A 23,853-nucleotide genomic window follows, 5' to 3' on the forward strand; every position below is an offset into this window, starting at 1 on the left:
ATTCATGCAGACGACCCTGAGCGAAACCGCGCGCCAGCTGCCGCGCGCCGAAGAAGCCGAAAGCATCCTGCGATCCTGTGTGCACTGCGGTTTCTGCAACGCCACCTGCCCGACGTATCAACTGCTCGGCGATGAACTGGACGGGCCACGGGGCCGCATCTACCTGATCAAACAGGTGCTTGAAGGCAATCTGGTCACGCAGAAAACCCAAGAGCATCTGGACCGCTGCCTGTCCTGCCGCAACTGCGAAACCACTTGCCCCTCGGGCGTCGACTATCACAACTTGCTCGACATCGGCCGCGCGGTGGTCGATGCCGCCGTACCGCGCTCCCTGGGCCAGCGCTTGTTACGCGAGGGCTTGCGCAACGTCGTGCCCAATCCGCGTCTGTTCAAAGGTCTGGTCAGCAGCGGCCAGGTGTTCCGTGCCTGGCTGCCCGACACCCTGCAGGCGAAATTGCCCCGCAGCGCTCCAGCGGCCAAACCCGGCCCCAGCGCCCGCCATGACCGTAAGGTACTGATGCTCGAAGGCTGCGTGCAACCGAGCCTGTCGCCGAACACCAATGTGGCGGCGGCGCGGGTGCTGGATCGCCTCGGCATCAGCGTCACGCCATCCGCTCACGCCGGCTGCTGCGGTGCCGTGGACTATCATCTAGACGCGCAAGCCGCCGGGCTCGACCGCGCCCGACGCAACATCGATGCGTGGTGGCCGAGTATCGAGAATGGCGCCGAAGCCATCGTGCAAACCGCCAGCGGCTGCGGCGCGTTCGTCAAGGACTACGGCCATTTACTCGAACGCGACCCGGCGTATGCGAACAAGGCGCGGAAGGTCAGTGCGCTGGCCAAAGACCTGGTGGAAGTGTTGCGCGACGAACCGCTGGAAACCCTCGGCGTCCATAGCGACCAGCGACTGGCCTTTCATTGCCCCTGCACCTTGCAGCACGCGCAAAAGCTTGGCGGCGCGGTGGAGGCAATGCTGATTCGCCTCGGTTTCAACCTCACGGCCGTGCCCGACGGCCATTTATGCTGCGGTTCGGCAGGCACTTACTCGATCACCCAGCCGATACTGTCGCGGCAATTGCGCGACAACAAACTGAACGCGCTGGAAAGCGGACATCCTGAAGTCATTGTCACGGCCAATATCGGCTGTCAGTCCCACCTCGACGGTGCGAATCGAACTCCGGTCCGACACTGGATCGAACTGGTTGACGCCGCACTGCCCCCACCGATTACCGGAGAATCCCGATGAAAAGCAAAGCCGTCCTGAGCCAGACCGAAGTCAGCCAGATCCTCGCCGCCGCACGCAGCGAAGCCCAGAACAACAGCTGGGCGGTGACCATCGTGGTCGTCGACGACGGCGGCCATCCCCTCGCCCTCGAACGCCTCGACGGCTGCGCGCCCAGCAGCGCCTACATCGCCACCGAAAAGGCCCGCACCTCAGCGTTGGGCCGGCGTGAATCGAAAAGTTATGAAGAAATGGTCAATGGTGGACGTTTTGCGTTTTTGTCCGCACCCTTGCTCACGTCGCTGGAAGGCGGCGTGCCAATTATCGTCGACGGCCAGGTGATCGGCGCGGTCGGGGTGTCTGGGGTCAAAGCCGAGCATGATGCGCAAGTGGCGAGGGCCGGGGCGCAGTGCTTGGGCTGAGCATCCGCTACACTCTGTAATGGTATGAAACACAAAGCTGGCACCGGCCTCTTTTTTTGCGCGAGGTTAAAACTGATAGTGGGTGCCCTTGGGTCTGGCTGACAAAAGCCGACCGCTTTCAAAGAACGCGCAACCATGAGTCGGTGTCATTTCCCATGAGCACTCTTCAGTTTCAGCCAGAGAAAAAACCACTCTACAGCCTGGTTTTGGTCAATTACAAAACCCTTGATATCACCCGTATCTGCCTCGACCTGTTGCGTCAACACCTGGGGGACAGCGGCATTCCGGTCTGGGTGGTCGACAACTACTCCAACGATGAAAGTCTCGACTATCTGCGCACACTTGACTGGATCAATCTGATCGAGCGCACCTCTGCGGAACCGGAGTCAGGCCATATCGCGCACGGGAAAGCGTTGGATATGGCGCTTGAACGCGTTGAAACCGATTACCTGTTCCTGCTGCACACCGATACGTTCATTTTCGATAAGAACGTATTTTCGATAATGTTGAAAAAGTGCCAGATAAATCCCAAGGTCGTCGCCGTAGGTTGCGTCGAACAACTGAACCGTGGCACGACCAGAACCCTTTGGCGCTTCAGCTCGCGATGGGTAAAACACCACGCCAGGCGCCTGAAGCTGTCTCTTGGTCTACCCTCCAAAGAGCCAAGACCGTACAAGGAAGCCCATCTGAAAAGCTTTTGTACGCTATGGAACTCCAAGCTGATCAAACAGCACAACCTGCATTTTCAGATGGACGAACAAGTGCCGGGGTATGCCCTTCAAGACCGAATGACCGAAATGGGCTATGAAGTTGAGCTGTTGTCGCCGCGCAAGATTTTCAGCTACCTCGACCATATTCAGTCTGGTACGGTCTCAGCGGCTGGCGGCTATGGAACCACCCATAGAAGAACAAAGATGTACAACACCATCCTTGATCGCATGAACAGCAACTTGGATCAGGCTTCGTCGCCGCGTAACAAGTAACCGACGCTATTTAGAGCAATCGTTATAAACAGTTTTTTGGAGCGGTAATGACACCCGTCAAGCAAACACTGCCAATCGACATTACCCAGGAACTCGATTTCGACCAGCACGCCGCTGGTGCGCTGGGGCAACTGCTAGCCAGCAACTACAGGCAGGCCACACCCTTCCCCCATATCGTCATCGACGATTTTCTGCCGCAAGATTTGATCGAGACAATCTGTGCGCGATTTCCCGTGGAGCCCATCCACAACGAAATGCACTACGAACGCGGTTACAAAGGGCAGCACAAACGGCAGATCAGCCCCAACGAGTGCGATGCGTATTTGAGGGCTGTGTTCAACGCTCTCAACTCGGCGCCCATGCTGCAATACCTCGAAAAGCTGACCGGTATCGAAGGTTTGATTCCCGACCCCTACTTTACCGGCGGCGGACTGCACGAAACCAAAAGAGGAGGTTTTCTGGGGGTGCATTCGGATTTCAGGCTCAACAAAAAGCTGAATATCGAACGCAGGCTCAACGCCATTATCTATTTGAATCCAGACTGGCAAGAAGCCTATGGCGGCAACCTCGAACTGTGGGACGTCGAGATGAAAACCTGCCTGAAAAAAGTCCTGCCGATTTATAACCGCTGCGTCATTTTCAACACCGACAAAGACAGTAACCATGGCCACCCGGAACCTCTGACCACGCCGGAACACATCACCCGGCGGTCCATCGCGCTTTACTACTACACTGCAGCCACCGTGGCGGCCGATCCGACGCAAAGAAACAAAACCCATTACAAGCCACGGCCAAAAGATCGCCTGAGCTTCAAGTATTACCTCAACAAATTGATCAAGAAGAAGAACTGATCGCGGCGCTACGGCCCCCGACTAGCGATCATCTGCTGGCGACGGAGCGGAGGTCTCACGGACGCCTTCGCCGGCAAGCCTGGCTCCTACAGATCTCGGGGGTGGTCGGGATTGTGGGTCCACGCAAAATCTGCAGGAGCCCGGCTTGCCGGCGATAGCGATTTCACGGGCAAGCTAGAAGCAGGAAGCGCACCTGGGCTAGGAGAAACGCCACCTACCCCACCACGTCAATCAACTGCTCGCGCTGGGCCCCGGTCAGCATCGGACCAAAACCGGCGCCAGCATTGTCCGTCATGTAGCGCGGGTTGCCGGTGCCGGGGATGACGCAAGTCACCGCCGAATGCGCCAGCAAATACTTCAGCGCCAGTTGCGGCCAACTGGTAACGCCCACCTGCGCGGCCCAGCCCGGCAGCGGTTTGCCCTTCAATCGAGCGAGCAAGTCACCGCCGCCAAACGGCCGGTTGCAGATCACCGCCACGCCGCGTTCACGGCACAAGGGCAGGATGCGTTTTTCGACGCCGCGATCATCCAGCGCATAGTTGATCTGCAAAAAATCCAGCGGTTCGGCTTTCAGCACCGCTTCTACTTCGTCATACGCCGACGCGGTGTAATGGGTGATGCCAATGTAGCGGATACGCCCTTCTTCCTTCCATTGACGCAGGGTCGGCAAGTGGGTTTGCCAGTCCAGCAGGTTGTGAATCTGCATCAGGTCGATGCGGTCGGTTTGCAGCAGCTTGAAGGACTGCTCCATCTGCGCGATGCCTTCCTCGCGGCCGCGGGTCCAGACCTTGGTGGCGAGGAACGCAGGCGAACGCGGCTGGTGGATCGACAGCAATTCGCCGGTGCTTTGTTCGGCGCGGCCGTACATGGGTGAACTGTCGATCACCGTGCCGCCTTTTTCGAACAACGCATTGAGGACGGCGGGCAAATTCTTGTAGGCCGGATCGGCAGGCGCGACATCAAAACCGCGATAGGTGCCCAGGCCGACCATCGGCAATGGCTCGTTGCTGGAAGGAATGGCGCGGGTCAGCATGTTCTTGCCTCCTGTTTCCTGCGACGGCGCGGTGGCTGCCAAGGCCGGATCAAAAGTGAGCAGCGCCGACGCACCGGCAGCCAGCTTGAGTAGGTGTCGACGGGTGTAGCCATCGCTTTGGCCCATGGGTTTGTCCTTGCACGTTCAGGATCTGCGCGCGTCGCCGCCGGTCAACTACACTGCGACAGTGATCGAACCGTCGCGGTCTCCAGCCCCAGAGCGTTCAATGCCACGCAGTAACGTTAGTCGAATATCACGCACCCTGACGTACCTCGTCCTCATCGTCGCTACGTTGTATCTGTTGCTCTGCATCGCGCTGTTCGCGTTTCAACGCGCCTTGATCTACTTCCCGCAACCCGCCGCGCTCGAATCACCGGACACCATGCTCACGCTAGCGGTGGCCGACGCACAGGTGCAGGTGACGGTCAGACCCCACGACGGCCCAAACGCATTGATCTATTTCGGTGGCAATGCTGAAGACGTATCACGCAATCTGCCCGAGTTTTCCCGAGCATTCCCCGACCACGCGCTGTACCTGCTGCACTACCGCGATTTCGGCGGTAGCAGCGGTTCACCGTCCGAAGAAGCGATCGCAAGCGATGCCATGACCCTGTTTGACAAGGTCTACGACACGCATTCCCACATCGCGGTGATGGGCCGTAGCCTCGGCTCGGGGGTCGCCGTGCGCCTCGCCAGCCAGCGACCGGCGGCGCGACTGATCCTGATCACACCGTACAACAGCCTTGAAGACATTGCCGTGCGCCAATACCCGATTGTTCCGGTGAAGTGGTTACTGCAAGACAAGTTCGAATCGTGGAAATACGCCGAACACATCTCGATCCCGACGCTGCTCCTGGCCGCCGGGCAGGACGAGATCATCCCGCGTTCGAGCACGGAAAAACTCTACAGACATTTCGCCAAAGGTGTGGCGACTCTGAAGGTGGTTCCGGACGTGGGCCACAACTCGATCTCCGACAGTCCCCTATACCTGAAACTGCTGGAGGACGGGATCTAGGCGTTATTTGCGCGCCAACTTGAACCGCACGCAATCTTCGTAAAAACTATGGCGCAACGCCGCCGGTTTGATCCGCGACGGGCTGTCGTAGGTTTGCTCGGTAATGCCCATCGCCGTCATGCGCATCCAAGGTTTGGTGAACTTGTAAGTTTGCAGTTTCTGCCGGGCGGCATACAGCGAAACGCCCGCCAGTTTGAGTTCCTGTGCCTTGGCGGCAGTGCCTGCGCCCCAACTGCACATGTAGCGGTCATTGCTTTGAAGTTCTTTGGCCTGAGCCGAGGCGGCGATGCCGACCAGGCCCAATGAAATCAGGGTAATCCATACATTACGCATTTAAAGCCAGCCCTAACCACCTGAAATTGAAGTGATTCTGTCTGTAACTTACGGGCTTCGGGGCCAGTAAAATGCCTTATTTCGAACCGGCTCAGTTGCCCGAGACCAGTTGGAGTCCGATAACGCCACAGTCATGACCCAATCCAACGGCCAACTCATGGACCTGTCTACCTCGTCTCCACATCGCTGATGGGGGTGATGGCCGATACCGTGAAAACCGAACACAATGAGATGCAGATTTTTCAACACTGACCCGGCGGCACTGATTGATGCGCTTGAGCAGTGGCAAGCCCCCGGCGTCAACAAATGGATCGGGCCGGCGGTTTGAAATCCAGCGGCAGTGCTTTAACTTTAGATGAAGTTTTATTTAGAAAGCCTGCGGTCATTTGTTGGCAAACTGCCGCACACCGTTGTGAACTTTCTATCAGGCCAGCCTATGACCCGCATCTTGACCATCGAAGACGACGCCGTGACCGCCCGGGAAATCGTTGCCGAACTGAGCAGCCACGGACTCGACGTCGATTGGGTCGACAACGGCCGTGAAGGCCTGGAGCGCGCGGTCAGTGGCAACTATGACTTGATCACCCTCGACCGCATGCTGCCGGAGCTCGATGGCTTGGCGATCGTCACCACGCTGCGGACCATGGGCGTGGCGACGCCGATCCTGATGATCAGCGCCCTTTCCGATGTCGACGAACGCGTGCGCGGTTTGCGCGCCGGCGGTGACGACTACCTGACCAAACCCTTTGCCACTGATGAAATGGCTGCCCGGGTCGAAGTGCTGTTGCGCCGACAGAACACCGTGACCGCCCAGGCCACCACGTTACGGGTGGCGGACCTGGAACTGAACCTGATCAGCCACGAAGCCAGCCGCGACGGCCAGTTGCTGACGCTGTTGCCCACCGAGTACAAATTGCTCGAATTCCTGATGCGCAACACCGGGCAGATTCTGTCGCGGATGATGATTTTCGAGGAGGTCTGGGGCTATCACTTCGACCCCGGCACCAACCTGATCGACGTGCACATCGGCCGCCTGCGCAAGAAAATCGACCCACCTGGCAATGTCCCACTGATTCGGACCGTGCGAGGCTCGGGTTATGTCATTGCCGAACCCGTCTAAAGGCTGGCGTTCCTCCAGCAGCCGCTTGCTGGCGCTCTACAGTTCGCTGTTCGTACTCTGGAGCGCGATTCTCATGGGGGTCATGTATTACGAGGTCTCGGCGTATCTCGATAACCTGGCCAAACACTCGCTGATGCAACGTCAGCACCTGTTCTCGCGGTTTTCCGGCGAGCAACTGGTGGACGCCCTCGCCGTCAGCATGACTTTCGACATTCGCGGCATCGATGCCTACGGTTTGTTCGATGCCCGGCATCGCTACCTCAGCGGCGCCCTGCGCCACATCCCCGAAGGCTTGCCGCTGGACGGCAAGATCCACATGCTCAGCGACTGCACCGACTCCGACGACCCGACCCTGCCCAGCGACAGTTGCGATGCGGTTGCCACCCAGACCCGCGACGGCGGCTGGCTGGTGTTAGTGCGAGACAACGGCTCGCTGTTCGCCGTGACCCGGATCATCTTGCACGCGCTGTTCTGGGGCGTGACCCTGACCATTTTGCCAGGCATCGCCGGTTGGCATTTGCTGCGCCGCCGACCGCTGCGACGGATTCGCGGGATTCAGGCCAGTGCCGAGGCCATCGTCGCTGGCGACCTGACCAAACGACTGCCGTTGTCCAATCGCCGCGATGAACTGGACATGCTCGCCGCCATCGTCAACGCCATGCTCGAACGCATCGAGCGCTTGATGAACGAGGTCAAGGGCGTCTGCGACAACATCGCCCATGATCTGCGCACGCCGCTGACCCGCTTGCGGGCGCAGTTGTATCGCATGCAGCAGCAAGCGGACGAAGGCTCCCCGGTAGCGACGCAACTGGAATCCGTATTGGGTGAAGCCGACACGCTGATGGCGCGCTTTCGCGGGCTGTTGCGGATCTCAGAACTGGAAGACCGACAGCGCCGTTCCGGTTTTGTCCAGCTCGACCCGGTGCCGTTGCTGCAGGAACTGCATGACTTTTACCTGCCGCTGGCCGAGGAAGGCGAGCTGACGTTCACGCTGCAATTGCCTGAATCTTTACCGCCGCTGACCGGCGACCGGGCGTTGCTGTTCGAGGCGGTGGCGAACCTGCTGAGTAACTCGATCAAATTCACTCCGCCGGGTGGCGAAGTGATTCTGCGTGGCAGCAATGAAGGGCGGCATACGCGCATCGAAGTGCTCGATTCTGGCCCCGGCATTCCTATGGCGGAACGCAAAGCGGTGTTCCAGCGTTTCTATCGCGCCGAGGGTGACAATCAGCAAAGCGGGTTCGGGTTGGGGCTGTCGATCGTCGCGGCGATTGTCAGCCTGCATGGATTTGCATTGGAAGTGGGAGACAGCGAATTGGGTGGCGCGCGGTTGGTACTGGATTGTCAGCAGAATCCGATTGCTCGGAACTGACACAAATCTCTCGGTCCGGCACAAACCCTGCAGCAGCCGGCTTGCCGGCTCCTACAAGGATCGGATTTACACGGGGTAATTGGCCCGCAGGGATTCGAGGCCACCTTGGTAAATTCCGGCGAACAGCGCCGTGACTTCTTCATCGGTCACGCCGACTGGCTCAAACCGCCCCGACCACGTCACTCGAGTTCCCTCGCCTTGCGCTTCAACACGGACGTTCGCCACGTATTCGGTCGCCGGAAACGGTGACTGCAAAATCGAGTAGCTGTAGGTCTTGCCGGCGTTATCAAACACCTCAAGCCGTTCCACCACGACGGCGCCGTCCACCGTTTGCAACTTGCGCACACGCCCGCCTTCGCTAGCTTCGCTGCTGATGATGAAGGGCAGCCAGTCCGGCAGCGACTGGAAGCCGCCGATCAATTGCCAAACCTGCTCGGCCGAGGCCGGGATGTCGATCGATGCTGATGCCGTTGCCATGTCTTCTTCTCTCTCAATCAAAAAATTCAGATCGACATACTGTCGACAACACCGCCGTCAACCCGCAATGCCGCGCCGGTGGTGGCCGACGACAGGGGCGACGCGATGTAAGCCACCAGGTTGGCGACTTCATCGACATGCGCCACGCGCTGGATGATTGACGTCGGCCGGGCCTTGAGCACGAAGGCGTCAGCTTCTTCCTGCACGCTGCGCCCGGATTGGGCTGTAGCGTCCTTGAGCATCTGCTCCAGGCCATCGGTCAAGGTCGGGCCCGGCAGGACCGCATTGACCGTCACGCCGGTGCCCGCCAATCGTTTGGCCAAACCGTGGGACACCGCGAGGTTAGCGCTTTTGGTCACGCCATAGTTAAGCATGTCGGCCGGAATCGCGATCCCGGACTCCGAGGACAGGAAGATCACCCGGCCCCAACCCTGCTTGACCATGTCTTGCACGTAATGCCGTGACAGGCGCACGCCGGAGATCACGTTGACCTCGTAGAACCGCGTCCATTCACTGTCCGGCGTGTCGAAAAAATCCACATCGTTGAAGATCCCGAGGTTGTTCACCAGGATGTCCGCCCGTGGTTCGGCGACGAACAACTGCTCGGCGCCTTCGGCAGTGCCCAGGTCCGCGGTCAAACCACGCAGCTGTGCGCCCGGCACGCTCTGGCGAATGCTCGCCAGCGCTTGCTCGACCTTCGCCGACTCGCGGCCGATCACCACCACCGTCGCCCCGGACTCGGCCAACGCCTTGCTGATGCCCAGGCCAATGCCGGCGGTGCTGCCGGTGACGATGGCGAGTTTTCCAGTCAAATCGATCTTCATCTTCAAACTCCTGTGTGGGGTAATGGAGCGCGGTCGGACACCAGTCTGGCTTCGCACATCGCTTGCCAGAAAGCGGCCGGGATAACAGCTGACAACGCCGCCACGTCTTCGGCAATTCGCTCCGGACGGCTGGAACCTGGAATCACCGCGGCCACTGCCGGGTTGGCCAGGGAGAACTGCAACGCCGCAGCCTTGATGTCGACGCCGTGAGCGGCAGCGATGCGTTTGATCTGCTCGACCTTTTCGATGATCGCCGGGCTCGCCTTCTGGTACTCGAAGTGCGCGCCGCCCGCGAGGATGCCCGAGCTGTAAGGCCCGCCGACCACGATCTCGACGTTCTGCGCCAGCGCGGCATCCATCAAACGTTGCAAGGCGCGGTCATGGTCGAGCAGCGTGTAACGCCCCGCCAGCAGGAAGCCGTCCGGCTGCGCTTCAGTCAGATCGAGCGTCAACTCGCACGGCTCGACCTTGTTCACGCCCAGGCCCCAGCCCTTGATCACGCCCTCTTCGCGCAAACGGGTCAGCACTTTGAACGCACCGGTACGGGCCTGATTGAAATACTCCAGCCATTGATCACCGTAGAAATCCTGAGCGATGTCGTGCACCCAGACGATGTCCAGGCGATCGGTTTGCAGGCGTTTGAGGCTGTCTTCAATCGAACGAAGCGTCGCGTCGGCGCTGTAGTCATTGACGATCTTGTTCGGGCGGCCGTGTTCGAATACCCCACTCTTCTCGCCGAGATCACGGGCGGCGGCGTCTTCGACTTCGTCGAGAATCACCCGGCCGACCTTGCTGCTCAACACGTAGTCGTCGCGCTTGTATTGCGCCAGTGCAGCGCCCAACCGGATTTCCGCCAGACCCGAGCCGTAAAACGGTGCGGTGTCGAAGTAACGCACGCCGGCATCCCACGCTGCGCGCACGGTGGCCAGCGCCTGTTCTTCCGGAATGGCGCGGAACATGTTGCCCAAGGGGGCCGTACCGAAGCCCAGCGCGCCAGGCAGTTTGTCTTTCAAGCTCATGAATAGATCCTCTTGAATGCTCAGAAATTTGTAGGAGCCGGCTTGCCTGCGATGGCGCGGTATCAGGCGACGCTGACTGATACACCGCCATCGCCAGCAAGCAGGCTCCTGCAAAGAGCGGTATTTGTTTACCGATGAGCCCATCCTAGATTGCAGCGTTCGGACCGTCCAAGACATAATGTGCAGCACTTGAGTCCCTATAGGTCTTACATGATCGATATCCGTCAATTGCGCTACTTCGTCGCCGTCGCCGAAGAAGAACACGTCGGTCGCGCCGCCGAACGCCTGCACATTTCCCAATCCCCCCTCAGCCGGCAGATTTCCCAGCTCGAAGAACGCCTGGGCCTGACCCTGTTCGAGCGCAGCCAGCAACGCATCCGCCTGACCCGCGACGGCCAGACCTTTCTCGCCGAAACCCGCGCCCTGCTGACCCACGCCAGTCGCCTGGAATCCCTCGGCAAACGCCTGGGTCGCGGTGAAGAAGGCGGCTTGTGCATCGGCTACATCGAAAACGCCATGCACGCCGGCGTATTGCCCAATGCCCTGCGCGTGTTGCGGGTCGAACGGCCGAGCGTGCACGTCGCGCTGTACAACCTCCGTTCCGCCGAACAACTCGAAGGCCTGCGTCAGCGTAGTCTGGATATTGCCCTTGTCAGTGAACCGCCGACCGATGACGACCCGGACCTTCTGGGTTTCCAGGTACTGGACGACCCGATGCTGCTGGCAGTGCCCGAGCATCATCCACTGGCAAACCAGAAAATATTGACCCCGGCCGACCTCGCCCATCAGGAGTGGATCGGCGTGCAACACCACCAGAACGTCAACAGCCGTCAGGACTTCGTCAGCGCCTGCATCCGCGCCGGCTTCACCCCGGACATCCGCATGGAAGCGACCGGGCCATTCACGGCAATGGCCCTGGTGGCGTCTGAGCTGGGCATCGCCATGATCCAGAAAGGCCTGAGCCGCAATGCACCGCCAGGCGTGGTGCTGCGGGAAGTGCCGTTCATTTCCTTCACCAGACCTTTGTGGGCGGCGTGGCACCGAGTGAATCTGCGGCCATTGGTGGAGACGTTCAGGAAAGTGCTGACGGAGCCCTCCACATGATCGATCCACGCAGCGCGTGGGAACGATCATGGCGTCAACGATAACGATTCGGCAGCACGTTGGTTGCGCTCGCGAACAACCCGACACAGGTCGGCGCCGCTGCCGGTGCTCTATGGGCATCAAAGGCAGGAGCGGTTTCGCGCAGGTAGATCGGCAGGTCCGTCATCGGCGGCATGGCCGGGATGTCGAAATACATCTGGATGACCCAGCCACGGTGATAGCTGGCGTGGTTGACGACGTGCATCAGCATCGCCCCGGCGCTCATCGAGCCGCTTTCGCCCGAGACAAACCTGAACTTGACGGGTCTATCCAGCGACGCCTCGGTCTGCCGCTCACTCCACTTGCAGTACCAGCGATCGATGTCCTTTTGCGCCAGCCAAAGGTCGGCGAGGTCGGGATGCAGCAGATCGTGCGAAGTCTTGAAGCCATGCCCCCGGCCTTCGAGGTGGGCCTGCCAGATGCAGTCCACCACGTACATATGGTTCAGGGTACCGATCATGCTCTTGAACACCGAAACCCGCGCTTTGTTGACCTCGCCGGGGGGCAAATCAGCCAGGCTCTCGAAGAGGCGCTGATCGGCCCAGCGTTTGTAATCGGCCAGCAGGCGGGCAGTGCGTACGTTGATCATTGGAGGTCTCCCATTGTGATGGGCGCACTGGAAAGCATAGTACTGATGGCCCCCGGGAGCGCGGGGGCTGATCATCGGTTGGTCACCGACATCCGTAGGAGCTGGCAAAGCCTGCGATCTTTTGATGTTGAAGTGATTGTCAGCGAGTCAAGGAACTCCTGACCACCGCCGTGCATCCTAAGCTATGTGGTACTTCCCTTACGCTTCACGCTTTCGGAGGACACCGTCATGCGCCGTCTGATCATTCTCTCTTCCCTTGTGTTGTGTTTACCCTTTGGCTCGGCTTTCGCGAAAGTGGATGCGGGCGATGTCGCCACCTCGGCCGGGGTTTCCGCTTCGCTGTATTCGACGTTCAAGGACCATAAACTCATGATTCCCGCCCGGGATGACGCCTCCAGCTTCGTGGCCAGTGGCGGTGCGATTCGTGGGGTGTATCTGGAGTCGGTCATGCAGCGGATTCGCCAGGACAATCCCGGGCTCAACGCCAGCGATGAAGACCTGGCCAGAGCCATCCTGATTCAGGACGGCGCTGCTGCCGGGCAATGAAAGCTGTAACAGTCGCGGTGGGGCTTGCGACACCTGGACAGGTGTTTGCGGCCCTACTTCGCTGCTGTCCCGGCGGCTTTTGTCCCTAGGAGATGCGCGCCCATCCGGCGACTAATTGCGCGCTGATGCTGACGCCCCCGCACACTACGATCACCACGTCATGGGCACCGGCAATGGCCGGATGATCCAGGTATCCGATCGCCAGTGAAACACCGCACGCCGGTTCGACCAGCTGACGAAAATCGTTGGCGTAACGCACCACGCCCATGATCGCCGCGTCATCACTGAGCACCACGCATTCGTATGGGAAATCGACGATGTGTTGCACCGGCCACGCCGCCACTTGAGCGGCGCCGAGCGACGTCGCCACGCTGTCGATGCGCGACAGCCTGACGGGATGCCCGGCCTTCATCGCAGCCGAAAAAGACGCTGCGCCCGAGGTTTCACAGGCAACAATACGGCAATCCATGCGCCCATGCCGAATCAGCCCTGTGAGTAACCCCGCCAGCAATCCCCCACCGCCGACCGATGTCACGAGTGCATCAACCTGAGGGCAGTCCTCGAGGATTTCATCGATCATCGTGCTGTGCCCTTCCCACAACACCGGATGATCGAAAGCCGGTACGTATTCAGTATCTGCATCTTGTGAAAGCGCTTGCGCTCGCTGATTGGCCTCGTCCCAGACCTGGCCATGAACAATCACTTCGGCGCCGGCTTTGCGGATTCTCGCGCGAGTAGTCTCAGGCGTGGTGTGCGGCACCACGATACAGGCTTGCAATCCCAGACTGGCCGCCGCGACCGCCGTGGCGAAACCGGCGTTACCACCCGAAGGACACACCACTTTGCGGATGCCCCGAGCCTTTGCCTGGCTGCACAACAGCCCCATGCCGCGCAGTTTGAACGAGCCGCTGGGTTGCAGGTTTTCCAGTTTGAGCCAGATGCGTCGGGTCGGTGTCGACAGGCCTGAATGCAATATCAACGGGGTGCGAATGTGCAGCATGGCGGACTCCCTTGAAGCGCGACCCGGCGCGTCAAGAAGTCGACAGGCCGGCGCTGAGCGCTCCCTATCCAAGCTTAGTTCACCCGGCGCTGCGTCTGTTTTTCAGAGCGGTCGGGCAGGCGCCACAGGTGATTCGGCGCAATGCCCGCTCTTTCGCCGCGTCTACACTGAAAGAACTTGGGGCGTTGCTGTTTATCGTCGGCGGCGCGCTACGCCTGTGGCCGGTGTTTGTGCTGGGCAAGCGTTTTAGCGGACTGGTGGCGATTCAACCGGGACATACCCTGGTGACTGAAGGGATTTACCGTTCGCTGCGCAATCCCAGTTATCTGGGGATCTTGGTGATTGCCCTGGGATGGGCGCTGGCGTTTCGTTCGGGGGTGGGATTGGTGCTGGCAGCGTTGACGGTGATTCCGCTGATTGCCCGGATTCACTCGGCATTTACTAGACACCGCCGTCTCTTGTAGGAGCCAGCCTGCTGGCTCCTACAGGGAACTGCGGTGTTATGAGGTAAGCAGGCGGACCTGGTTGTCGGCGTCGACCTGGACAGCGACAGACTCATAAGTAGCCATCGTCGCATGCGCCGTTTCGAGGGGATGCTCATGGGTCAACGTGATGATCAACAGATCCGCCCCCGCCGCTTGCGCTGCAAGAATACCCACCTTCGCATCTTCGAAAATCAGGCATTCCGTCACCTCGACGCCTAACCGCTTGGCCGCGAGCAGATAACCCGCGGGGTCCGGTTTGCCAGCGCTCACCTCTTCTGCCGTGACCATCACCGCAGGCTCGGGAATGCCCGCCGCCGCCATCCTTCGCAGCGCCAACGCCCTGGGCGCGGACGTGACGATGGCCCACTGATTGGCCGGCAAGGATTTCAGGAATTTCGCCGCACCGGCAACCTCGACAATCCCCTCGACGTCCTCGATTTCCGCCTGGGTCACCCACTTCGCCTCCGCCTCGGCATCGACACCCGGCAAGCCCTGGCGATTGACGGTGTCGATGGCCCGGGCACCGTGGATGGTCGGCAGGAACGCCTCAACGTCCACGCCGTGGCGCAAGGCCCATCGGGTCCAGATACGTTCGGCGGCGGCAATCGAATTGAGCACGGTGCCGTCCATATCGAACAGAAAGGCGCGATAGGGTTTATTGAAAACCAAGGGTTTGGCAGACAAGGATGAGCGTCCTTTTTTTCAAGAGCCGAGAGTGTTGCCGAGCAATGTACACCAGCACCTACGCGACGCGATGTGATTTCAACGCTGCTTCCACACAATCCAGCAACTGCCCCAGCGCCCATGGTTTCTTGATGAACGACACCTCATGCCTCACCCCGGAAGATTCCGGCGTCTCGAAGCCGGACATGATCATGATCGGCTTGTCGGGCCAGCGGTCACCGAACCGATTGGCCAAGTCAGCACCGTTGAGTGCGCCTGGCATGGTGATGTCTGTCAGCAACATCGCCACTTTGTCAGCATGCGATTCTAGATAACCCGCGGCCGCATCGGCGCTGGATTTAGGCTCGACTGTAAAACCTTCCTCCTGAAGAATTTCGCACAGAAATTCCAGAATCAGCGGGTCATCTTCAACCACAAGAATCAACCCGCCAGGAAGATGCTCGCTCGCCGTCGATACTGGACACATGACTTTGCCACTCCCTGATTGCCTAATGATTTCGCGGGCTCAACTCCGCTGCTTACAGGTATGAGCAGCGGACTTCGCGGAAATTCATTTTTGATACAGGCAAGTGCAAAAATCAGGCGTCCTGCAAAATCAGATCGGCGCCCTTCTCCGCCACCATCAACACCGCGGCGTGAGTATTGCCCGAGGTGACGTTAGGGAAAATCGACGCATCGACGATCCGCAAGCCATCCAGACCGTGCACTTTCAAACGCTTGTCCACGACGGAACGCTGCTCGTCTGCGCCCATCGCGCAAGAGCCGCACAGGTGATAGATCGAACCGCTGTTCTCACGGAAATACTCCAGCATCTGTTCGTCGGTATCGACCACCGGGCCCGGCAACACTTCTTCGACCGTGATGCCTTTGAGTGCCGGCGCCTGCATGATCTTGCGCATCAGGCGGCTGCCCTGGATCACCTCGTCGATGTCCTTTTGCGTGCTCAGGTAATTGGGGTCGATCAGTGCCGCGTCACGGGGATTCTTCGAAGCGATTTCGATGTGCCCGCGACTGGTGGGTCGGCACGGGTTGAAGCACAGCAGGAAACCGGAATACGGCTCAGGCTTGAGACTGGCCTTGTTGTTCTTCGGAATCTGGTACGACAGCGGGTTGAAGTACAGCTGCAAATTCGGGTTGGCCTGGTGTTCGTTGCCGCGGAAGAAACCACCGGCCTGATTGACGCTCATCGCCAGCGCACCCTTGCGGGTGAACACGTATTTGAGGCCGAGTTTGAACTGACCGAACAACGAACTCAGTTGATCGTTGAGGGTCGGGATATTGGCTTTGTAGTAATAGCTGGCGCACAGGTGGTCCTGGAGATTCTGCCCCACCGCCGGCAGGTGTTTGACCAGCGGGATATTGTGCCGGGCCAGCAGCGCCTGATCGGCGACACCGGATAATTGCAAAATCTTCGGCGTGTCCACGGCACCGGCACACAGGATCACTTCCTTGTTCGCGCTGAAGGTCCGGACCACTCCGTGCTGAGTGATGCAGAGACCGGTCGCACGCCCGTTATCGAACAACACCCGATCCACCAGGGCGTAATGCTCGACCGTCAGGTTCGGGCGGCTCAATGCCGGGTGCAGATGCGCGAAGCTGCTGGAGCAGCGCTGGCCGTTTTTGGTGTTGACGTCGTAGATGCCCGAACCTTCGAATTTCGGACCGTTGAAATCGTCACTGTGCGGGTAGCCGAGTTCATCGCAGCCCTTGAGGAACACATCGCAGATCGGATGGGTGTGGCCCTTCATCGGCGTGATGCTGATCGGCCCGCTGCCGCCGTGGTACTCGCTGTCGCCCAGCGGATGGTTTTCCAGCTTGCGGAAGTACGGCAACACGTCCTTGAACCCCCAGCCTTCATTGCCGTTGGCCGCCCAGTCGTCAAAGTCATGGGCCTGGCCACGCACGTAGACCATCGCGTTGATCGAACCCGAACCGCCCTGAACCTTGCCGCGCGGGGCATAGATTTCGCGGTTGTTCAGTTGCTTTTGCGGCTGGCTGTAGTACATCCAGTTGAAGGTCGGGTTGTAATACATTTTGGCGAAGCCGACCGGAATCTTGAACCACAAAGAACTGTCCTTGCCGCCCGCCTCCAGCAGCAGCACCGAATGCTTGCCCGAAGCCGAGAGTCGATTGGCGAGGATGCAACCTGCGGCGCCAGCGCCAGCGATGATGTAGTCGTAAGTCATGCACGATTACCGCGTAAGTCGTTGTACAAAAAAACCACCGTCAGCCTCGGGCTGGCGATACGTCTTTGACGTCAGCCGGGGCCGGCGCCATTTGCAGGTGCAGGCGCTCACCGGTGTACGGCGAATGCTTGCGCACCACGTCCATGTTCAGCTCCACGCCCAGGCCCGGCTCGGTGGACGGAATGATGTAGCCGTCCTCCCATTGCAGTGGCTTGGTGAGGACTTCGGCATGGAACCCGCCCCAGGTCATGATGCTTTCCTGGATCAGGAAATTCGGCGTGCAGGTGGCCAACTGGAAACTTGCCGCCGCGCCAATCGGCCCGTTGTACAGGTGCGGAGCGATCTGCGCGTAATACGCCTCGGCCATGCTGGCGATTTTTTTCGCTTCGAGCAGGCCACCGCAACGCGCGACGTTCATCTGCAGAATCGACGCACCGCCGGCCTGCAGCAGCTTGAAAAACTCGTACTTGGTGGTCAGCCGCTCGCCAGTGGCAATCGGGATGCTGGTCTTGGCCGCGACTTGCGCCATGGCTTCTTCCTGACCCGGCGGCACAGGCTCTTCGAACCACAACGGATCGTATTTTTCCAGACGCTTGGCCAGGCGGATCGCCGAGGACGGCACCATTTGCCCGTGGGTGCCAAACAGCAAATCGCACTTGTCACCCACCGCTTCGCGGATCTTGCGGCAGAAGGTTTCGCAGCGTTCCAGCACTTCCAGGGAAATCTGGTGACCCGAGTACGCGGTGTACGGCCCGGCCGGGTCGAATTTCACGGCGGTGAAGCCTTTGTTCATGTTTTCGATGGCGCATTCCGCGGCCAGGTCCGGGTCGTCGTAGTCGTACTCGCCCTTGCTGTTGACCGGGTACAGATAGGTGTAGGAGCGCAGGCGCTCGTTGACCTTGCCGCCCAACAATTCGTAAACCGGCTTGTTCGCCGCTTTGCCGATGATGTCCCAGCAGGCCATCTCCAGGCCGCTGACCACGCCCATCATGGTCAGGTCCGGGCGCTGGGTGAAACCGCTCGAATAGGCCTGGCGGAAGAAGCGTTCGATGTGGTGCGGGTCGTGGTTGAGCAGGTAGCGTTCGAACACGTCTTCGATGATCGGCAGCATGGCCTTGGGGCCGAACGTCGCGGCGTAGATTTCGCCCACGCCTTCGATGCCGCAATCGGTCTTGAGCTTGACGAACAGCCAATACATGCCGCCGATGTGCGGCGGCGGTACGGCGACGATATGGGTTTCAAGGGCGACGATTTTCATCTCAGGCACCTGTCTTAATTAAAGATTTACGATTGATCCGAGCGCGCAGCGTCAGGGCCGCCAAGGTCCCGAGCAGTCCGACGAAGGCGATGTAGCCGAAATACAGCTTGTAACCAGGGGCACCGGGGAAGTGCTCGGTCAGGTAGCCGTTGATCAAGGGAATAAAAGCATCGGGCAGATAACCGACCACCGAGACAATGCCAATCGCCAGGCCGGTGATGCGCAATGGAATGGCGCAGGTGTCGAGGATCGCCCAGTACAAGCCGCGAATGGCGTAGGTCATCAGGCCGATGAAGATCACCGTGCCGATCAGCAAACCCATGCTGTTGAGTGCCGGGAACACGATCAGACCGACCATCGCCAGGGTTGCCAGAAAAAATGCGACGATCAACACCGAGATATTCGAGAACTTGTCACCCAGCCAGCCACCGCCGATCCCGCCGATAGGGCGCATCCACAACTTGATGGTGGTGATGGTGCCAGCCATGACCGCCGTCATGCCGCCGCCCTGCAAATAATCGGAGAAGCTGTAGGTGGCCCAGAAGATGTGATACCCGCAGAACACGATGGCCGTCACCAGCCACAGCTCGGGGATTTTGACCAGGGTGGTCAGGTCGCTGAGCAGGTTGTATTTGCCCTTCTCCACCGACGCCGTGTCTTGCATCGACTTCGGGTCCTTGATCAACACCAGCACGCAGCCGATGGCGATACAGGTGAAGGCGTACAGGTAAACCACGTGCTTGAAACCTTCGGCCGCCGACTCGCCACGATTTTCGGTGGCATAGGCAAACAACCCCAGCGCAACGGTCGCCAGCAAGGCTTCGACCAGGCCTCGACCGCCATCGAGGATGCCGAAGAAGCGGCCCTGTTCAGTGTGATGGGCGATCATCTTCACGCGTTTGAGCACCGAGGCCCAGAACGTCAGGCCGGTGGTCAGGCCCCAGCAACCGAAGATGATCATCAGCCCGGTCAGCGACGGCGCGGTGGAATACCAGAGGCCCAGCGCACCGGTGGCGACCAGCGAAAAGAAAATCAGGAAACGCGGGGCGATGCGATCAGCCAGCCAGCCGCTGGGCAAATAACTCAGGAGGAAAATCGTGCCGAGCATCGAGTACAGATAACCCAGCTCGCTGTGGTTGATCTGGAACACGTCGAGCATGGTGGTCTGGTAGACCTGGCGCAGGTACAGGATCGGGTAGATCGCACCGGCCGCCAGTACCAGAAGCATCAGTTGGACGTAGCGACTTCCCTTGTCACTGTGGCTTTTTGAATCCGCGTTCAAACCCTGAACAGCGGTAGCAATGGACGGAGTGGATGCAGGCTTGGACATCTGTGAGACCTCGGGCTGCCCGGTGGTCCGGGCGCCCCTGACAATTGTTTTTATTGGAGAGGGGCAGTGGCAAGCGGCAAGCGGCAAGCTACAAGCTACAAGCTACAAGCTACAAGCCCGAGCCAGCCACTGTTCGCTTTTAACTTGTAGCTTGAAGCTTGAAGCTTGAAGCTTGAAGCTTGAAGCTTGAAGCTTGAAGCTTGAAGCTTGAAGCTTGAAGCTTGAAGCTTGAAGCTAATAGCTGCCGTCTTAAAACTTCATAACCACAAGCCGAGTCTGGGTGAATTCGAGCATGCCGTGCTTGCCGTCATCACCGCCCAGGCCTGAGCGTTTCCAGCCGGCATGGAAACCCTGATACGGGTCGGCCGGGGTGCGATTGATGTACAACTCGCCGGCCTCGATGGCATTGGCGACTTTCATCGTGGTGCGGTAGTTCTCGGTGTACAGCACCGACGACAGGCCGAACTGATGGTCGTTGGCCATGGCCAGTGCTTCGTCGATGTCGCGGTACTTGAGGACCGGCAGCACCGGGCCGAAGATTTCTTCCTGGATAATTTCCATGTCCTGGCGGCAGCCGCTGAGCAGGGTCGGCGGGTAAAAGTGACCGCTGCCTTGCGGGATGAAACCGCCGGTTTCCAGTACAGCACCGTCAGCGACGGCGCGCTCGACCATGGCGTGAATATTCTGCTGCGAGCTGGCGTTGACCAACGGGCCCATCAGGCTGGCGTCAGTGGTACGGTCGCCGAATTTCACCGCGCTGATCTTGCTTTTAAGAAGGGCGAGGAATTCGTCGTAGACGCTTTCCTGCACGTAGACCCGCTCCACCGCCGTGCACAACTGGCCGCAGTGAGTAGTCTTCGATGCAACGATGTCGCTCGCGGCTTTTTCAAGATCCGCGTCAGCCTCGATAATCGCCGGCGTCTTGCCGCCCAGTTCCAGCGACGGTTTGGCGATGTTGGCCTTGCAGTAATCGAGCACGATACGCCCGGCGTTGACGCTGCCGGTCAGAGTGATCAAGCCGACAGCCTTGTGCGTGCAAACAGCAGCAGCGGTCGCGTGATCCATGGTCAGTATATTGACCACGCCGGCCGGTAAACCGGATTGCTGCACAGCCTTGGCAATCTCGAACGCCGACGTCGGGGTGTTGTTGCTCGGACGCACCACCACGGTGTTGCCGGCAATCAGCGCCGGAGCGATTTTGCGCAGCAAAGTGTAGACCGGGTAATTGAACGGAATCAGGCACGCGACCACGCCGATCGGCTCGCGGTGCAGAAACAGGTTTTCGTCAGGGGTATCGCTGGGAATGATCTCGCCTTCGATGCGGCGCGCCCATTCAGCGTGATAACGGGTGATCTGCGCGGCGTAACGGGCTTCGTTGCTGGCGTCGGCGACACTTTTGCCGGATTCGGCGGCGAGGGCGGCGCCGATGTTTTCGGCGCAGGCATCGAGGGCATCGGCAAAGGCACGCAGATGTTCGGCGCGTTCGATGCTGGTGAGTTTGCCCCAAACTTTTTGGGCGGCGGCGGCCGCATCGACGGCGGCGGTGGCTTCATCGGCCGTGGCGGCCGATACGTGGCCCACCAGGGTTTCGGTCGCGGGGTTGAACACCGCGATCAGCGCTTCGCTGGCAGGTTCAATGAAGTGACCGTTTACAAAATTTCGCTCAACTCGCATGTGCATCGCCCATCGTTGTTTTTATCCAGTGATTGCAGTCTTGGCATCTGGATCGAGTTGAACAAACGATTTATTGAGCGAGGTAACATTCTAAAAAAGCACATTACCCCTGCAAACGATGCAATTCCCTGTGGGAGCGGGCTTGCCCGCGATGGCGTAGGGTCAGTCGCTAAAATGTTGCCAGACCCACCGCCATCGCGGGCAAGCCCGCTCCCACAGGGAATTCCTGCGTTTAGATGACTGCGGTAGAGGGCTCGAGCTGGCGTTGCGCCAGCCAGATTTCCTCTTGCAGCCACTGACTGAACACCTGCAATTGCGGCATCAGCGTCTGCTCCGGCCGGGTGACCAGCCAGTAGGATTGATGCCCTTCCACGTGCACGTTCAGCACCTGGGTCAACTGCCCGCTGGCCAGTTCCGGGGCGACCATGTGCCAGTCGGCAATGGTGATCCCCAGGCCATCGGTGGCTGCGCGGATCGCCAGGTCCAGCAGGTCGAATTCATAACCGCCCTGGGTATCGACGCCGCTGATTTTCGCCGCGTCCAGCCAATGTTTCCAGGTCAGGTAGCGCTGGTCTTCCCGGGCCAGCACATGCAACAGCGTCAGGCGGTTGAGGTCTATGCCCTGCTCGCTCCACTCCCGCGCATACAACGTGGGCGCGCACACCGCGATGTGCCGTTCCTGGATCAGTAGCGAGCTGTCGAGCCCATCCCATTCGCCGTCGCCAAAGCGGATCGCGCAGTCCAGTGTGCTGGTTTCCGCCAGGCTGTCCTGCAGGCGTGTGGTGATGCTTAACTCCAGCTCCGGATGTTTCTCGCGCAGCCGCCCCAAGCGCGGCATCAGCCAGCGATTGGTGAAGGTAGGCGGCGCATTGATGTGCAGGCGATTGGCGTGGGATTTCTGCTGGATGCTGCGCACCGTCAGCTCGATTTTGTCGAAGGATTGATGCAGTGCCCGCAGCAATACCCGGCCGGCGCTGGTCAGTTCGAGGTGATGATGCCGGCGTTCCAGCAGGTGTTCACCGAGCTGTTCTTCGAGCTGGCGCACCTGGCGACTGACTGCACTCTGGGTGACATTGAGCAACTCCGCCGCCCGGGTGAAGCTGCCGGTGCTGCCGGCTACTTCAAAGGCTTTGAGCGCATTGAGCGCGGGCATTTTGCGTTTCATGAAGAGTACTCGCGCAAGGGCTGACGAACGCCAAGCATCCCACGGCTTGTAGGAAATTTCCCGAGTAACATGCATTTTTGTGTTGTCCCGGGTGAGTTGGGTGGCCCGATACTATTTGGTTTGGGGGGCATATCCGTTATTCGGGGGATGGCTTCTATTGGTTTCGCCCTTACGGCGAGTCACTTTGAAAAGCCCAAAGTAACCAAAGGCTCTTGCCCCGCCACTTGGCACCTCGCTAAGGCTCGGTGTGCCCTCACTCCGGCATTGCTCCGCGGGTCGCCGCGATGGGCCATCCATGGCCCAGCGCGGCTAAACCGGCATCCTTGCCGGTTTACCCGCTACGCAATACCTGCGTTCGGCCGGCGTGGTTAACGGGGCGCCTCAGATCAAAATCAAAATCAAAATCAAAATCAAAACCGCGGCGGCCTCTGGGCCGACCGGGGCATCAAGCGGGCGCGCTGCGCTTGTTTGATCGTGCACAACCTCCGGGCTGACGCCTGTTCCCTGTGGGAGCTGGCTTGCCAGCGATGGACGTCAACGATAACGCCGGCAGTCTTAATAAACGCGTTGTCTGGACGTTTTTCGTCGGAACGCCGCCCGGAGCAGGCTCGCTCCCACAGGGGGAATGCGTACGACCGGAGAGCCAGGTCGGCTATCAGGCCGCCTCGGCGTAGATTTTGATCGCAGGCGCCCCATTAACCACGCTGGCCGAACGCAGGCATTGTGTAGCGGGGAAACCGGCAAGGATGCCGGTTTAGCCGCGCTGGGCCATGGATGGCCCATCGCGGCGACCCGCGGAGCAATGCCGGAGTGAGGGCACACCGAGCCCTGGCGAGGTGCCGAGTGGTGGGGCAAGAGCCCTTGGTTACTTGGGGCTTTTCCAAGTGACTCGCCGTAAGGGCGAAAACCAACAGCCGCCGTAACCGCAGGAATGGATATGTGCACAACCGTGAAACATAGAATCCCCAAACTTGATCCGAGCATGATCAAAGACCGTCGTTTTCAACCCGAAGCCTGTCGCTGACGAATAAATGGCAAGACTATTTCGCAGCACACTCATGACTATTAAGCACTGGCCGGGCTCTTTATATAAACGCTAGTCTGACTTTAATTAAACACTTC

General features: G+C 59.6%; 23 protein-coding genes and 1 pseudogene. 10 read left to right on the top strand and 14 right to left on the bottom strand.

Going from position 1 to position 23,853, the window contains the following annotated elements:
- Positions 1-4 precede the first annotated feature (4 nt).
- From glcF to ACYZT4_RS08865, 4 genes are all read left to right on the top strand, one after another.
- Positions 5-1,246: a glycolate oxidase subunit GlcF gene (gene glcF, locus ACYZT4_RS08850; RefSeq protein WP_461987017.1), complete on the top strand. Its 1,242-nt coding sequence runs from the start codon at positions 5-7 to the stop codon at positions 1,244-1,246.
- A complete protein-coding gene (locus ACYZT4_RS08855; RefSeq protein ID WP_461987019.1) occupies positions 1,243-1,644 on the top strand; it encodes a heme-binding protein in 402 nt (133 codons plus the stop codon). The genes glcF and ACYZT4_RS08855 overlap by 4 nt, the downstream gene beginning before the upstream one ends.
- Before the next feature lie 155 nt (positions 1,645-1,799).
- Complete coding sequence (locus ACYZT4_RS08860; RefSeq protein WP_461987021.1) at positions 1,800-2,627, top strand: glycosyltransferase; 828 nt, start codon at positions 1,800-1,802, stop codon at positions 2,625-2,627.
- A gap of 47 nt (positions 2,628-2,674) precedes the next feature.
- On the top strand, positions 2,675-3,478 hold the full coding sequence (locus ACYZT4_RS08865) for a 2OG-Fe(II) oxygenase (RefSeq protein ID WP_461987022.1): 804 nt from the start codon (positions 2,675-2,677) through the stop codon (positions 3,476-3,478).
- A 214-nt stretch (positions 3,479-3,692) separates the two neighbouring features.
- Here the strand turns inward: ACYZT4_RS08865 and ACYZT4_RS08870 are convergent, their stop codons facing one another.
- Positions 3,693-4,637 (bottom strand): aldo/keto reductase, encoded by a 945-nt coding sequence (locus tag ACYZT4_RS08870; RefSeq protein ID WP_461987023.1) that lies wholly within the window; start codon positions 4,635-4,637, stop codon positions 3,693-3,695.
- Between the two features lie 100 nt (positions 4,638-4,737).
- Here ACYZT4_RS08870 and ACYZT4_RS08875 point away from each other — a divergent pair, with 100 nt between their 5' ends.
- Entirely contained in the window at positions 4,738-5,526 is a 789-nt protein-coding gene (locus ACYZT4_RS08875; RefSeq protein ID WP_461987025.1) for an alpha/beta hydrolase, read from the top strand.
- A 3-nt stretch (positions 5,527-5,529) separates the two neighbouring features.
- Here the strand turns inward: ACYZT4_RS08875 and ACYZT4_RS08880 are convergent, their stop codons facing one another.
- Positions 5,530-5,859, bottom strand: coding sequence for a hypothetical protein (locus tag ACYZT4_RS08880; protein WP_461987027.1), 330 nt, complete (start codon positions 5,857-5,859; stop codon positions 5,530-5,532).
- Positions 5,860-6,295: 436 nt separating this feature from the next.
- Here ACYZT4_RS08880 and ACYZT4_RS08885 point away from each other — a divergent pair, with 436 nt between their 5' ends.
- Together ACYZT4_RS08885 and ACYZT4_RS08890 are read left to right on the top strand one after the other, a co-directional pair.
- The gene (locus ACYZT4_RS08885; protein ID WP_020796732.1) at positions 6,296-6,979 is read left to right on the top strand and encodes a response regulator transcription factor; all 684 of its coding nucleotides are present in this window, start codon (positions 6,296-6,298) and stop codon (positions 6,977-6,979) included.
- Positions 6,957-8,351 (top strand): sensor histidine kinase, encoded by a 1,395-nt coding sequence (locus ACYZT4_RS08890; RefSeq protein WP_461987030.1) that lies wholly within the window; start codon positions 6,957-6,959, stop codon positions 8,349-8,351. Before ACYZT4_RS08885 ends, ACYZT4_RS08890 begins: the two co-directional genes overlap by 23 nt.
- Before the next feature lie 66 nt (positions 8,352-8,417).
- Here the strand turns inward: ACYZT4_RS08890 and ACYZT4_RS08895 are convergent, their stop codons facing one another.
- Genes ACYZT4_RS08895 through ACYZT4_RS08905 form a run of 3 tightly spaced genes read right to left on the bottom strand, consistent with a single transcriptional unit; the run spans position 8,418 to position 10,671 of the window.
- On the bottom strand, positions 8,418-8,828 hold the full coding sequence (locus ACYZT4_RS08895) for an SRPBCC family protein (protein ID WP_461987032.1): 411 nt from the start codon (positions 8,826-8,828) through the stop codon (positions 8,418-8,420).
- Positions 8,829-8,854: 26 nt separating this feature from the next.
- A complete protein-coding gene (locus ACYZT4_RS08900) occupies positions 8,855-9,652 on the bottom strand; it encodes an SDR family NAD(P)-dependent oxidoreductase (protein WP_461987034.1) in 798 nt (265 codons plus the stop codon).
- 2 nt (positions 9,653-9,654) lie between these two features.
- Positions 9,655-10,671, bottom strand: coding sequence for an aldo/keto reductase (locus ACYZT4_RS08905; protein WP_461987036.1), 1,017 nt, complete (start codon positions 10,669-10,671; stop codon positions 9,655-9,657).
- 210 nt (positions 10,672-10,881) lie between these two features.
- On the opposite strand from ACYZT4_RS08905, the gene ACYZT4_RS08910 reads away from it, so the two are divergent.
- Complete coding sequence (locus tag ACYZT4_RS08910) at positions 10,882-11,775, top strand: LysR substrate-binding domain-containing protein (RefSeq protein ID WP_461987038.1); 894 nt, start codon at positions 10,882-10,884, stop codon at positions 11,773-11,775.
- A gap of 34 nt (positions 11,776-11,809) precedes the next feature.
- Here ACYZT4_RS08910 and ACYZT4_RS08915 read toward each other — a convergent pair whose 3' ends face one another.
- Positions 11,810-12,403 (bottom strand): DinB family protein, encoded by a 594-nt coding sequence (locus tag ACYZT4_RS08915; RefSeq protein WP_461987040.1) that lies wholly within the window; start codon positions 12,401-12,403, stop codon positions 11,810-11,812.
- A 228-nt stretch (positions 12,404-12,631) separates the two neighbouring features.
- Between ACYZT4_RS08915 and ACYZT4_RS08920 the strand changes: the two genes are divergently transcribed.
- Positions 12,632-12,949 carry a DUF2388 domain-containing protein gene (locus tag ACYZT4_RS08920; RefSeq protein WP_461987042.1) on the top strand — a complete coding sequence of 106 codons (318 nt, stop codon included), beginning with the start codon at positions 12,632-12,634 and terminating at the stop codon, positions 12,947-12,949.
- 85 nt (positions 12,950-13,034) lie between these two features.
- Here the strand turns inward: ACYZT4_RS08920 and ACYZT4_RS08925 are convergent, their stop codons facing one another.
- Positions 13,035-13,949, bottom strand: a complete 915-nt coding sequence (locus ACYZT4_RS08925) for a pyridoxal-phosphate dependent enzyme (protein WP_461987044.1) — start codon at positions 13,947-13,949, stop codon at positions 13,035-13,037.
- A 173-nt stretch (positions 13,950-14,122) separates the two neighbouring features.
- Between ACYZT4_RS08925 and ACYZT4_RS08930 the strand changes: the two are divergent.
- A pseudogene (locus ACYZT4_RS08930) lies at positions 14,123-14,383 on the top strand (methyltransferase family protein); the annotation flags it as partial.
- A 66-nt stretch (positions 14,384-14,449) separates the two neighbouring features.
- Here the strand turns inward: ACYZT4_RS08930 and ACYZT4_RS08935 are convergent.
- The 7 genes from ACYZT4_RS08935 to ACYZT4_RS08965 form a co-directional block, all read right to left on the bottom strand.
- A complete protein-coding gene (locus ACYZT4_RS08935; RefSeq protein WP_461987046.1) occupies positions 14,450-15,118 on the bottom strand; it encodes an HAD-IA family hydrolase in 669 nt (222 codons plus the stop codon).
- 58 nt (positions 15,119-15,176) lie between these two features.
- Positions 15,177-15,584, bottom strand: coding sequence for a response regulator (locus ACYZT4_RS08940; protein WP_461987048.1), 408 nt, complete (start codon positions 15,582-15,584; stop codon positions 15,177-15,179).
- A gap of 112 nt (positions 15,585-15,696) precedes the next feature.
- Positions 15,697-17,304 (bottom strand): GMC family oxidoreductase, encoded by a 1,608-nt coding sequence (locus ACYZT4_RS08945; protein WP_461987050.1) that lies wholly within the window; start codon positions 17,302-17,304, stop codon positions 15,697-15,699.
- Positions 17,305-17,344: 40 nt separating this feature from the next.
- Positions 17,345-18,562 carry a mandelate racemase/muconate lactonizing enzyme family protein gene (locus ACYZT4_RS08950; RefSeq protein ID WP_461987051.1) on the bottom strand — a complete coding sequence of 406 codons (1,218 nt, stop codon included), beginning with the start codon at positions 18,560-18,562 and terminating at the stop codon, positions 17,345-17,347.
- 1 nt (position 18,563) lies between these two features.
- On the bottom strand, positions 18,564-19,892 hold the full coding sequence (locus ACYZT4_RS08955) for an MFS transporter (protein ID WP_461987053.1): 1,329 nt from the start codon (positions 19,890-19,892) through the stop codon (positions 18,564-18,566).
- Positions 19,893-20,141: 249 nt separating this feature from the next.
- Positions 20,142-21,566 (bottom strand): aldehyde dehydrogenase, encoded by a 1,425-nt coding sequence (aldA, locus tag ACYZT4_RS08960; protein WP_461987055.1) that lies wholly within the window; start codon positions 21,564-21,566, stop codon positions 20,142-20,144.
- Between the two features lie 232 nt (positions 21,567-21,798).
- Complete coding sequence (locus ACYZT4_RS08965) at positions 21,799-22,731, bottom strand: LysR substrate-binding domain-containing protein (protein WP_461987057.1); 933 nt, start codon at positions 22,729-22,731, stop codon at positions 21,799-21,801.
- Positions 22,732-23,853 lie beyond the last annotated feature (1,122 nt).

Source organism: Pseudomonas sp. GB2N2 (assembly GCF_054897705.1).